Origin of the sequence: Burkholderia sp. IMCC1007, assembly GCF_027257875.1 — a bacterium.
Lineage (GTDB): Bacteria > Pseudomonadota > Gammaproteobacteria > Burkholderiales > Burkholderiaceae > Burkholderia.
The window spans coordinates 35,517-47,546 of record NZ_JAPVQY010000019.1 but is presented as its reverse complement, the minus strand read 5'-3'; the positions used below and the strand labels follow the sequence as shown (position 1 = coordinate 47,546).

8 protein-coding genes are annotated in these 12,030 nt (G+C 69.0%); 6 read left to right on the top strand and 2 right to left on the bottom strand.

Annotated features, from left to right (window positions below; all coding sequences use genetic code 11):
* Positions 1–82: 82 nt before the first annotated feature.
* The gene (locus O1Q03_RS18170) at positions 83–976 is read right to left on the bottom strand and encodes a LysR family transcriptional regulator (protein ID WP_269505178.1); all 894 of its coding nucleotides are present in this window, start codon (positions 974–976) and stop codon (positions 83–85) included.
* A gap of 110 nt (positions 977–1,086) precedes the next feature.
* Here O1Q03_RS18170 and O1Q03_RS18165 point away from each other — a divergent pair, with 110 nt between their 5' ends.
* Both O1Q03_RS18165 and O1Q03_RS18160 read left to right on the top strand, forming a co-directional pair.
* Complete coding sequence (locus tag O1Q03_RS18165; RefSeq protein WP_269505177.1) at positions 1,087–2,172, top strand: YeiH family protein; 1,086 nt, start codon at positions 1,087–1,089, stop codon at positions 2,170–2,172.
* A gap of 115 nt (positions 2,173–2,287) precedes the next feature.
* A complete protein-coding gene (locus tag O1Q03_RS18160) occupies positions 2,288–4,021 on the top strand; it encodes a ClcB-like voltage-gated chloride channel protein (RefSeq protein WP_269505175.1) in 1,734 nt (577 codons plus the stop codon).
* Positions 4,022–4,147: 126 nt separating this feature from the next.
* On the opposite strand, the gene O1Q03_RS18155 is transcribed toward O1Q03_RS18160, so the two are convergent.
* Positions 4,148–4,768, bottom strand: a complete 621-nt coding sequence (locus tag O1Q03_RS18155) for a TetR/AcrR family transcriptional regulator (RefSeq protein ID WP_269505173.1) — start codon at positions 4,766–4,768, stop codon at positions 4,148–4,150.
* A gap of 192 nt (positions 4,769–4,960) precedes the next feature.
* On the opposite strand from O1Q03_RS18155, the gene O1Q03_RS18150 reads away from it, so the two are divergent.
* From O1Q03_RS18150 to O1Q03_RS18135, 4 genes are all read left to right on the top strand, one after another.
* On the top strand, positions 4,961–6,070 hold the full coding sequence (locus O1Q03_RS18150; RefSeq protein ID WP_269505171.1) for an efflux RND transporter periplasmic adaptor subunit: 1,110 nt from the start codon (positions 4,961–4,963) through the stop codon (positions 6,068–6,070).
* Positions 6,067–9,216: an efflux RND transporter permease subunit gene (locus O1Q03_RS18145; protein ID WP_269505170.1), complete on the top strand. Its 3,150-nt coding sequence runs from the start codon at positions 6,067–6,069 to the stop codon at positions 9,214–9,216. The genes O1Q03_RS18150 and O1Q03_RS18145 overlap by 4 nt, the downstream gene beginning before the upstream one ends.
* A gap of 2 nt (positions 9,217–9,218) precedes the next feature.
* On the top strand, positions 9,219–10,817 hold the full coding sequence (locus O1Q03_RS18140; protein WP_269505169.1) for an efflux transporter outer membrane subunit: 1,599 nt from the start codon (positions 9,219–9,221) through the stop codon (positions 10,815–10,817).
* Between the two features lie 132 nt (positions 10,818–10,949).
* The gene (locus O1Q03_RS18135; RefSeq protein WP_269505168.1) at positions 10,950–11,978 is read left to right on the top strand and encodes a MerR family transcriptional regulator; all 1,029 of its coding nucleotides are present in this window, start codon (positions 10,950–10,952) and stop codon (positions 11,976–11,978) included.
* Positions 11,979–12,030: the final 52 nt, after the last annotated feature.

Sequence of the window (12,030 nt, the reverse complement as noted above, 5' to 3'; positions counted from 1 at the left end):
GAGGAAATCCCTAAGCCGAAGTGTCGTGCGCGCGCGCACGAGCCGGCGCGCAGCCGGCGTTCCCGGATAGCGTTCGTCCGGCTTAGCCGGCGTCGTGCGTGAGGCTCATGTCGAGGAACTGGACGGCCACGCGCGATGGCGCGGCACCGTGCGGCACGAGAATCGAGAAATGACGCGTGAGCGGCTCGGGCACCAGCGAACGCGCGACCAGCGCCGCGTCCTGATGGCGCAGCGACATCGCGGACACGAAGCCCACGCCCATCCCCGCACGCACGGCCTCCTTTACGGCCTCGACGCCCGACATCTCGAACGCGACACGCATCGGCGCGCCGCCGTGCGCGAACGCGCGTTCGACGAGCTGGCGCACGCCGGAGCCCGCCTCGCGCAACACGAGCGGATGCGCGGCGAGTGCGTCGAGCGTGACGCCCGCGTCGTACGCGGGCCCGGCGAGCGGATGCCCGGTCGGCACGATCGCGACGATCTCGTCCTTATGCCATGCGTGTACGGCGGTGCCGGGCGGCAGCGCGTCGCCGGGCGGCCCCTCGATCATCGCGATGTCGAGCGACGCCAGCGCGGCGACCACGTCGGCCGTGTTGCCGCTCATCGTCTGGATTGCCACGCGCGGCGCGAGCGGCTGGAATGCGGCGATCAGGTACGGCAGCAGATAGCTGGCCGGTGTGGTGCTCGCGCCAATCCGCAGCGTGCCGGCCTCGAGCCCGCGCACCGCGTCGCGAAACGCGCGCGCCTGCGCGAACGTGTCGCGCTGGGCCTTCGCGTATTGCGCGAGCTGTTCGCCGACCGGCGTCAGCCGGATGCCGCGGCCGTCGCGCTGGTACAGCGGCTCGCCGAACTCGTCCTGCAGCAGGCGCAGCTGTCCCGATACGGCCGGCTGCGACAGATGCAGCGCGACGGCGGCACGGCTGATGTTCAGGTGTTCGGCAACGGCGGCGAACGTTATCAGTTGATCCGGGGTCATGGTGGCGAATTATCGGCTTTCCGGATAGTTTACGTCACAAATCACAATTTTTCATATCGATATAACCAAATTAGGATTAGGCCATCGCAACCTGCTTCATACGGCCCTCCATGTCTACTGCCCCGACGCCCCATCTTGGCCATGCCGCGCCGTCGATGCGCGGCCAGTTGAACGGCGTGCTGTTCGTCGCGCTGTTCGCCGCCGCCGTGACCAGCCTGTCGCAACTGCCTGCCATCGCCGCGCTCGGCCTGTCGCCGCTGATCGTCGGGATCATCGCGGGCGCGCTGTACGGCAACGCGCTGCGCGACGGCATGCCGGCCAGCTGGGCGGCCGGCGTCAATTTCTCCGCGCGCAAGCTGCTGCGCATCGCGGTCGCGTTCTTCGGCTTGCGCGTGAGCCTGCAGGAAATCGCGCAGGTCGGGCTGCCGGGCCTCACGGTGTCGGTGCTGATGGTCGTCAGCACGCTCGCGATCGGCACCTGGGTCGGCATGAAGGTGATGAAGCTCGATCGCGACGCGGCGCTGCTGACCGCCGCCGGCAGCGCGATCTGCGGCGCGGCCGCGGTGCTCGCGTTCGAGTCGACGCTGCAGTCGAAGCCGCACCAGAGCGCGATGGCGGTCGGTAGCGTCGTGCTGTTCGGCACGCTGTCGATGTTCCTGTACCCGCTCGCGTATCACGCCGGCCTGCTCGATCTCGACCCCGCCGGCCTCGGCCTGTTCTTCGGCGGCACGATCCACGAGGTCGCGCAGGTGGTCGGCGCGGCAAGCGACATCAGCCCCGAGGTCACGCACGTCGCAACCATCGTCAAGATGACGCGCGTGATGCTGCTGGTGCCGGTGCTGCTTACGCTCGGCTGGTGGCTCGCCCGCTCCGCCCGCTCCGCACGTTCGGCCGATGCCGGCGGCGACGGCGCGCAACGCAAGCGCAAGATGGCCGTGCCCTGGTTCGCGCTCGGCTTCCTCGGCTTCGTGATCGTCAACTCGCTGAACGTGCTGCCGGCCGACGTCACGCATACGCTGAACGTGCTCGATACCTTCGCGCTGACGATGGCCATGACCGCCCTCGGCATCGAAACGCGCGTGTCGCAAATCCGCGAGGCCGGCCCCCGCGCGCTGACCACCGGCCTGATCCTGTACGTGTGGCTGATCGCCGGTGGCTACGGCATCACGCTGGCCGTGCAGCACTGGCTTGGCTGAGCCGCGCGCCCACGCCGCGACGAGCGCCGCGCCCGACGGGGAAGTCCCGCGGGCGCGGCGCAGTGCTATGCTTCGCGACGGTTTCCCTCGTCCCCTTTTCCGCTCCCTTTCAGCCGTGCTCTCGTTCCTGCTGAAGCTGCGCACTCGCGCGCGAACGCTGTTCCGCCTGTCGGATGCCCACACGATGCTGATCTGGTCGGCCATCGTCGGCGTCGGCGGCGCCTTCGCCACGATGGCGTTTCGCGAAGGCATCGACCTGATGCAGCGCCTGATCTCCGGACACAGCGGCAGCTTCGTGCAGATGGCGAGAAGCCTGCCGTGGTACGTGCGGTTCTGGATGCCGGCCGCGGGCGGCTTCCTCGCCGGCTGCGTGCTGCTGCTCGCCACGCGCGGCGACAAGCCGTCCGGCAAGACCGACTACATGGAAGCCGTCGCGCTCGGCGACGGCATCGTGCCGGTACAGCAGAGCCTGTGGCGCAGCGTGTCGTCGCTGCTGACCATCGGCAGCGGCGGCTCGATCGGCCGCGAAGGCCCGATGGTGCAGCTCGCGGCGCTCGCCGCGTCGCTCGTCGGCCGCGTCGCGCACTTCGATCCGCCGCGCCTGCGCCTGCTCGTCGCGTGCGGGGCGGCTGCCGGTATCACGTCCGCGTACAACGCGCCGATCGCCGGCGCGTTCTTCGTGTCGGAAATCGTGCTCGGTACGATCGCGATGGAAAGTTTCGGGCCGATGGTCGTCGCATCCGTCGTCGCGAACATCGTGATGCGCGAATTCGCCGGCTACCGGCCGCCGTACGAGATGCCGGTGTTCCCGGCCGTCACGGGCCCCGAGGTGCTGCTGTTCGTCGTGCTCGGCGCGCTGTGCGGCGTGCTCGCGCCGCAGTTCCTGCACCTGCTCGATGCGTCGAAGAACCAGTTCAAGCGGCTGCCCGTGCCGCTGCCGGTACGGCTCGCGATCGGCGGCCTCGTCGTCGGCGTGATCTCGGTGTGGATTCCGGACGTGTGGGGCAACGGCTACAGCGTCGTGAACCAGATCCTGCATGCGCCGTGGACCTGGCAGGCGCTCGTCGCGGTGCTGGTGTTCAAGGTGATCGCGACCGCCGCGACCGCCGGCTCCGGCGCGGTCGGCGGCGTGTTCACGCCCACGCTGTTCGTCGGCGCGGTGTTCGGCTCGCTGTTCGGGCTCGCGATGAACACGCTGTGGCCGGGCCATACGTCAGCGTACTTCGCGTATGCGATGGTCGGGATGGGGGCGTTCATGGCCGGCGCCACGCAGGCGCCGCTGATGGCGATCCTGATGATCTTCGAGATGACGCTGAGCTACCAGGTCGTGCTGCCGCTGCTGGTGTCGTGCGTGTTCGCGTATTTCGTCGCCCGTGCGACCGGCACGACGTCGATGTACGAGATCACGCTGCGCCACCACCAAGATGCACAGGAGCGGCTGCGCCTGCGCACCACGCAGATGCGCGAGCTGATCCAGCCCGCGCAGACGGTCGTGCCGCTCACCGCGAGCGTGGCCGACATGACGCGCGTGTTTCTCGAATATCCGGTGAAGTACCTGTACGTGACCGACGACACCGGGCGCTTTCGCGGCGCGGTCGCGCTGAAGGACATCACGTCCGATCTACTCGACAAGCGCGACACGACCGACAAGACGGCCGCGCACTACGCGCATACGCCGTTTCCGCTGCTCACGCCCGACATGCCGCTCGCGACCGCGCTCGAACGCTTCATGGCGTTCCAGGGCGAACGGCTGCCGGTGATCGAAAGCGAAGCCGAGCCGACGCTCGCGGGCGTGGTCTACAAGACATCGCTGCTCGACGCGTACCGGCGGATGACGGGCGAGCGCTGACGGACGCGGTGCGCGTGACCGGGTGTTGCACCCGGTGTTGCGTGCGCTGCGCCGCGCCGCCCCGGCAATCACCGGTGCACCGCCGCGCGCCGCCCGCCCGAACGCCCGAACGCCCAATCCGAACGCTCAGTCCGGCGCGCGCCCCAGCACGACCCGTGCGAAGAACCCGCCGAGCACCGACTCGGCCACGTCGGCCGGCACGTGCTGCGGATCGGCGGTGTAGTACGACTGCACGCCGTCGCACAGGCACATCAGCCCGAACGCGAGCGTGTCGGCCGGCAGCAGCAGCGGCGTGCCCGAGCGCTCGGCGAAGCGCTGGATGAATTCGGCCATCTGCACGCGCTTGCCGTGCAGGAACTGGTTGAAGCGCACGCGGAACTTCGCGTCGCGCGCGGCCTGCAGCTTCGCCTCGCCCCACAGCAGCGAGTATTCGTCGTCGCGAAACAGCGTCCGGTAATACGCGAGCGACATCGATTCCATCTGCTCGCGCGTGCCGCCGCCTTCGAAAATCGCCTGGAAGTCGGCCTGCACCTCCGCGTGGTTACGCTCCAGCAATTCCAGCAACAGGTCGGACTTGCTGCGGAAATTCGAGTAAAACGCGCCGCGCGTATAGCCCGCCGCGCCCGCGATGTCCTCGACGCTCGCGGCCACATAGCCTTTCTTCAGAAAAATTCGATGCGCGGCTTTCAGCAGACGCTCGCGCGTCTGATCCCTGCTCTGCTCGCGAGTTAAGCGCTGTGGTTTCATGCCGCGCAGTCTAGCATCCCTTACCTTTCAGATTCATCTTTGCATTCAGATACAGGTGTGTATTAGAATCCGCCACAGTTTCCGAACGACCTCGTTCGGCTCTGTTCCGTGCGCGCCGAGGCCGGCGCCACTCGGGGCAAGCGCCCGTCGCGCTTGCCGGCTTGTTCCGCTCTCACCTGATCTGGGGGTTTTGTGAATCGCTCTGGTTCCCGCGCCGCGCTGCTGATCGGCACTGCGCTCGTCCTCGCCGCCTGCCACCCGAAGGAAGCCGCGCCGCCCGCGCCGCGCCCCGTCGTCGCGCTGCCCGCGCACGCCGACGGCGCCGCGGCCGCCGCCACGCTGCCCGGCGAGATCCAGCCGCGTTATGCCACCCCGCTGTCGTTTCGCATCGCGGGCAAGATCGTCGAGCGCAAGGTGCGGCTCGGGGATACGGTCAAGGCCGGCCAGGTCGTCGCGCTGCTCGATCCGTCCGACGTCGAGAAGAACGCCGCGAGCGCGCAGGCGCAACTCGATGCCGCGTCGCACAGCCTCGCGTTCGCGAAGCAGCAGCTCGATCGCGATCGCGCGCAGGCGCGCGAGAACCTGATCGCGACCGCGCAGCTCGAGCAGACCGAGAACACCTACGCGTCGGCGCTCGCGCAGCGCGACCAGGCGCAGCAACAGCTCGCGCTCGCGAAGAACCAGTTCCGCTATGCGACGCTCGTCGCCGATCACGCGGGCACCATCACCGCCGAGCAGGCCGACACCGGCCAGAACGTGTCGGCCGGCCAGGCCGTCTACCAGCTCGCATGGTCGGGCGACGTCGACGTCGTCAGCGACGTGCCCGAGGCCGCGCTCGCGTCGCTCGCGCCCGGTCACGCGGCGAGCGTCACGCTGCCGTCGCTGCCGGGCCGCCAGTTCGCGGCCAAGGTGCGCGAAATCGCGCCGGCAGCCGATCCGCAAAGCCGCACGTATCGCGTGAAGCTCACGCTCGCCGCGCCCGATCCGGTCGTCCGGCTCGGCATGACCGCGAACGTCGCGTTCGACGGCGCGCCGGCCGTCGGCAACGCGCCGACCATCACGCTGCCCGCGACCGCGCTGTTCCATGACGGGCCGCATCCGGCCGTGTGGATCGTGCGCGCGAAGGACGACATACTCGAACTGCGCCGCGTCGACGTCGCGCGCTTCAACGAACGCACCGTCACCGTGTCGCGCGGGCTGCAGCCGGGCGAGCGCGTCGTGCTGCAGGGCGTGCATACGGTCAGCGCGGGCGAGAAGGTGCGCGCGATCGCGCCGCTGCATCCGGAGGACTTCGCGTCATGAGCGACCTCCGTGAAGAAAGCCGGTTCAACCTCTCCGCATGGGCGCTGCGCCACCAGGCGCTGGTCGTCTACCTGATCGCGCTCGCGACGCTCGCGGGCATCCTCGCGTACACGCGTCTCGCGCAATCCGAAGACCCGCCGTTCACGTTCCGCGTGACGGTGATCCGCACGTTCTGGCCCGGCGCAAGCGCGCGCCAGGTGCAGGAACAGGTGACCGACCGGATCGGCCGCAAGCTGCAGGAAACGCCGGCCATCGACTTCCTGCGCAGTTATTCGCGCCCCGGCGAATCGCTGATCTTCTTCACGATGAAGGATTCGGCGCCCGTGAAGGACGTGCCCGAGACCTGGTACCAGATCCGCAAGAAGGTCGGCGACATCGGCTACACGCTGCCGCCCGGCGTGCAGGGCCCGTTCTTCAACGACGAATTCGGCGACGTCTACACCAACATCTGGACGCTCGAAGGCGACGGCTTCACGCCCGCGCAGCTGCACGACTATGCGGACCAGTTGCGCACCGTGCTGTTGCGCGTGCCGGGCGTCGGCAAGGTCGACTATTTCGGCGACCCCGATCAGCGCATCTTCATCGAGGCCGACAACGCGCAGCTCACGCGCCTCGGCATCTCGCCGCAGCAGCTCGGACAGGCGATCAACGCACAGAACGACATCTCGTCGGCCGGCGTGCTGAGCACCGCCGACGATCGCGTGTTCGTGCGGCCGAGCGGCCAGTTCGACAACGTCGCGGCAATCGCCGACACGCTGATCCGCATCAATGGCCGCACGTTCCGGCTCGGCGATCTCGCGACTGTGAAGCGCGGCTACGACGATCCTCAAGTCACGCAAATGCGCATGAACGGCAAAGCCGTGCTCGGCATCGGCGTGACGATGCAGCCCGGCGGCGACGTGATCCGGCTCGGCAACGCGCTCGACGCCGAATCGAAGGATCTGCAGGCGCAACTGCCGGCCGGCCTCAAGCTGACGCTGGTGTCGAGCATGCCGCACGCGGTCGCGCATTCGGTCGACGATTTCCTCGAAGCCGTCGCCGAAGCGGTGGCGATCGTGCTGGTCGTGAGCCTCGTATCGCTCGGGCTGCGCACCGGGATGGTCGTCGTGATCTCGATTCCGGTCGTGCTCGCCGTCACCGCGCTGTTCATGTACCTGTTCGACATCGGGCTGCACAAGGTGTCGCTCGGCACGCTGGTGCTCGCGCTCGGGCTGCTCGTCGACGACGCGATCATCGCGGTCGAGATGATGGCCGTGAAGCTCGAACAGGGCTACAGCCGCGCGCGCGCCGCCGCGTTCGCGTACACCAGCACCGCGTTCCCGATGCTGACGGGCACGCTCGTCACGGTCTCGGGCTTCCTGCCGATCGCGCTCGCGAAATCGAGCACCGGCGAATACATGCGGTCGATCTTCGAGGTGTCGGCGATCGCGCTGATCGCGTCGTGGTTCGCGGCGGTCGTGCTGATTCCGCTGCTGGGCTATCACCTGCTGCCCGAGCGCAAGAAGCACGCGCACGAAGCGCATCTGCCGGACGATCACGAGCACGACATCTACGACACGCGCTTCTATACGCGGCTGCGCGGCTGGATCGACTGGTGCATCGAGTGGCGCTTCGTCGTGCTGCTGATCACCGGCGCCCTCTTCGTCGCCGCGCTGATGAGCTTCACGCTCGTGCCGCAGCAGTTCTTCCCGAGCTCCGACCGCCCCGAGCTGCTCGTCGACCTGCGGCTGCCCGAAGGCGCATCGTTCGCGGCGACGCTGCGCGAGACGGAGCGCCTGGAAAAGGTGCTCGACAAGCGGCCGGAAATCGATCATTCGGTGAGCTTCGTCGGCAGCGGCGCGCCGCGCTTCTATCTGCCGCTCGACCAGCAGCTGCAGTTGCCGAACTTCGCGCAGTTCGTCGTCACCGCGAAATCGGTCGAGGATCGCGAGAAGCTCGCGACCTGGCTCGAAACCACGCTGCGCGACCGGTTCCCGGCCGTGCGCTGGCGCCTGTCGCGGCTCGAGAACGGGCCGCCCGTCGGCTACCCGGTGCAGTTCCGCGTGAGCGGCGACGATATCGCGACGGTGCGCTCGATCGCCGAGAAGGTCGCGGCGACGATGCGCGGCGACGCGCGCGCGGTCCACGTGCAGTTCGACTGGGACGAGCCGGCCGAGCGCTCGGTGCGCTTCGAGCTCGACCAGAAGAAGGCGCGCGAACTGAACGTCACGTCGCAGGACGTGTCGAGCTTCCTCGCGATGACACTGTCCGGCACGACCGTCACGCAGTATCGCGAACGCGACAAGCTGATCGCCGTGGACCTGCGCGCGCCGCGCGCGGACCGCGTCGACCCGGCCCGGCTCGCAGGCCTCGCGATGCCGACGTCGAACGGCCCGGTGCCGGTCGGCTCGCTCGGCCGCTTCGCGCCGACGCTGGAATACGGCGTCGTATGGGAGCGCGACCGCCAGCCGACCATCACCGTGCAGTCCGACGTGCGCGCCGGCGCGCAGGGCATCGACGTCACGCATGCGATCGATGCGAAGCTGAATGCGTTGCGTGCGCAACTGCCGGTCGGCTATCAGATCAACATCGGCGGGTCGGTCGAGGAAAGCGCGAAGGCGCAGAAGTCGATCAACGCGCAGATGCCGCTGATGGCGATCGCGGTGTTCACGCTGCTGATGATCCAGCTGCAGAGTTTCTCGCGCGTGCTGATGGTCGTGCTCACCGCACCGCTCGGCCTGATCGGCGTGGCCGGCACGCTGCTGCTGTTCGGCCAGCCGTTCGGCTTCGTCGCGATGCTCGGCGTGATCGCGATGTTCGGGATCATCATGCGCAACTCGGTGATTCTGGTCGACCAGATCGAGCAGGACATCGCCGCCGGCCACGGACGCTTCGACGCGATCGTCGGTGCGACCGTGCGGCGCTTCCGCCCGATCACGCTGACCGCCGCGGCCGCCGTGCTCGCGCTGATCCCGCTGTTGCGCTCGAACTTCTTCGGGCCGATGGCCACCGCGCTGATGGGCGGCATCACGAGCGCGACCGTGCTGACGCTGTTCTACCTGCCCGCGCTGTACGCCACGTGGTTCCGCGTGAAGCGCGACGAACGCGACCCGCGCGACGGCCCGCCGGACCACGGCAGCACGCCTGCCGCGCCGTCGGGAGCCTGATCATGGAACTGTCGATGAACCTGAAAACGAAGGCCGCGCGAGCATTCGCGGCCGCGACCCTCGCGGGCCCGCTCGCCGGCTGCGCATGGTTCGCGCCGAGCGGCGAGCCGCCCGCGATGCCGGCGCCCGCCCATTACGGCGCCGCGCCGCAAGTGCGGCAGACGGTTGTCGCGCAAGGCGTCGCGCAGCAGTTCGAGGTCGGCGCGCAACCGGTGCCCGACTGGTGGACGCAGTACCGCTCCGATGCGCTGAACGCGCTCGTCGACGAAGGGCTGCGCAACAGCCCGACGCTGGGCGCCGCGTCGCATTCGCTCGATGCCGCACGCGAACAGTTGCGCGGGCAGATCGGCAGCTCGATGCTGCCGTCCATCGATGCGGGCGGCCAGGCCACGCGCCAGCGCGCGCTCGGCGTACCGATTCCGGCGCTCGGTGCGCCGACGCTGCTGTACGACACCTTCGTCGGACAGCTGCAGGCGAGCTACACGATCGACCTGTTCGGCGCGTCGCGCTTCGCGAACCGCGCGCTCGCCAAACGCGTCGACGTCAGCGCGTTTCAGCTCGAATCGGCGCGGCGCGCGCTCGCCGCGAACATCGTCACCGCGTCGATCACGGTGTCGGTGCTCAACGCGCAGATCGCCACCACCGAGCGGCTCGTCGCGCTCGCGAACGACCAGGCGCACGACGCGCAGCGCCGCTATGCGCTCGGTTCGGCATCGCGCAGCGACGCGCTGAACGTGCAGCAAAGCGCGGACACCTTCGCCGCCGGCCTGCCCGCGCTGCGCCAGCAGCGCGACGCGGCGCGCCATGCGCTCGCGGTGCTGATCGGCCGCACGCCCGACCAGCCGCCCGCCGATCTCGCGCTCGCCGATCTGCAGCTGCCCGAGCAGGTGCCCGTGGTCGTGCCGTCGGTCCTGCTGCAAAGCCGCCCCGACGTCCAGGCCGCCGATGCGGGGTTGAAGGCCGCCGCCGCCGAGGTCGGCGTCGCGACCGCGCAGCTGTTCCCGCAGCTGTCGCTGTCGGCGGCGATGGGCAAAGGCGGCTTCAGCTGGCCGGCGATGCTGTCGGGCGCCGGCGCGATCTGGAATGTCGGTGCGTCGCTGAGCCAGCCGCTGTTCCACGGCGGCGCGCTGCTCGCGCAGCGCCGCGCGGCGAAGGCGACCTACGAGGCCGCCGTCGACCAGTACAAACAGACCGTGCTCGGCGCATTCCAGAACGTCGCCGATTCGCTCGCCGCGCTCGAACACGATGCGGAAGCACTCGATGCGTCGTCGCGCGCCGCGCTGTCCGCGCGCGGCGCGTACGACGACGCGGCCGCTCGCGTGCGGCTCGGCGCGTTGCCGCCGTCGGCCGCACGCGCCAGCGAACTGCAGTACCGCAATGCGCGGCTCGACGAGATCCGCGCGACCGGCGCGCGCTTCGCCGACACCGCGCGGCTCTATCAGGCGATGGGCACGCCGCCGGTCGACCCGGCCGGCAACGCGGCGAAGGGCGGGGAAGCCAACGCGGCCGGCAACACCGACACCACCCGCAAAACGGATCAAAACACCGTCGGCGCCCACGCACGCACGGTCACCGCCGACGCGCCGTCGTCACCGCAATGACGCACGACGAGCCCTTTGTGCCGGACCCACGGCGCGCGGAGCCACGCCTGCGCGCCGATTTGCGATCTTTCGCTTGACCCTCACGTAGCGTAACGTTCGAGACTCCAGTGTGCGCAACGAACGGAGGACACCATGCGGCTGAAAGTGGGAGAACTGGCGAAACGGAGCGGACTGACCGTCCGCACGCTTCATCACTATCACGCGATCGGCTTGCTGACGCCTTCGGCGCGTGCCGACAACGGCTACCGGCTGTACGACCGCGACGACATCGCCCGGCTCCACCAGATCCAGGCCCTGCGTCGCTTCGGACTGTCGCTGGTCGAAATCGGCGAATACCTGAACCAGCCCGGCACGCCGCTCGTCGAGCTCGTCGCGAAGCAGATCGCGTCGCTCGACCGCCAGCTTGCGCAGACCGCGCAACTGCGCGAGCGGCTCGTGCACCTGCACGCGCAGCTCACCGCGGGCACGGAGCCGGAACTGGCCGATTGGCTCACCACACTGGAGTTGATGACCGTGTACGACAACTACTTCTCCGAGGAAGAACTCGCGCGCCTGCCGATGTACCGCAAGAGCCAGACCGGCGACGCGGAATGGATCGCGCTCGTCGCCGACGTGCGTGCGCTGCACGACGCGGGCGTGCCGCCCGAGGACGCGCGCGTGCGTGCGCTCGCCGATCGCTGGATGACGCTGCTCGTGCGCGACACCAACAACGATCCGCGCCTTCTGGCCAAGCTGAACCTGATGCACGAGCGCGAGCCGTCGATGCAGTCGCAGATCGGCATCTCGACCGCGTTGCGCGATTACGTGCTGAAGGCGGTGGCTGAAACCAAGATGCGGATCTTCGAGAAGTACCTGGCGCCGGACGAGATCCGTTTCATGCGCGCGCATTACGGCGAACGCGCGATGGAATGGCCGCAGCTGATGGCGGACGTGCGCGATGCGGTCGAAGCCGGCAAGCAGCCAGATTCGCCGGAAGCCCGCGCGCTCGCGCAGCGCTGGCTCGAGCTGTTCTGCAGCTACGCGGGCCACGATCCGGCCACGCACGCGAAATTCCGCAAGGCAATGATGACGGAGCAGGCGCTGACGAAGGACGCTTGGGTCGACGACACGCTGCTCGGCTTCATGCGCGAGGCGATGGCGCAGCTTGCACCGGCGCGCTGAGCGCGTGACGTCGGTGCGGGCGGCGTGCGATTTGTCGCGGGCCGCCCGCGCC

Excerpts from the sequence above, each read along its gene's own strand:
- O1Q03_RS18170 (WP_269505178.1), bottom strand. The coding sequence starts at position 976 with ATGACCCCGGATCAACTGATAACGTTCGCCGCCGTTGCCGAACACCTG.
- O1Q03_RS18165 (WP_269505177.1), top strand. The coding sequence starts at position 1,087 with ATGTCTACTGCCCCGACGCCCCATCTTGGCCATGCCGCGCCGTCGATG.
- O1Q03_RS18155 (WP_269505173.1), bottom strand. The coding sequence starts at position 4,768 with ATGAAACCACAGCGCTTAACTCGCGAGCAGAGCAGGGATCAGACGCGC.
- O1Q03_RS18145 (WP_269505170.1), top strand. The coding sequence starts at position 6,067 with ATGAGCGACCTCCGTGAAGAAAGCCGGTTCAACCTCTCCGCATGGGCG.
- O1Q03_RS18140 (WP_269505169.1), top strand. The coding sequence starts at position 9,219 with ATGGAACTGTCGATGAACCTGAAAACGAAGGCCGCGCGAGCATTCGCG.
- O1Q03_RS18135 (WP_269505168.1), top strand. The coding sequence starts at position 10,950 with ATGCGGCTGAAAGTGGGAGAACTGGCGAAACGGAGCGGACTGACCGTC.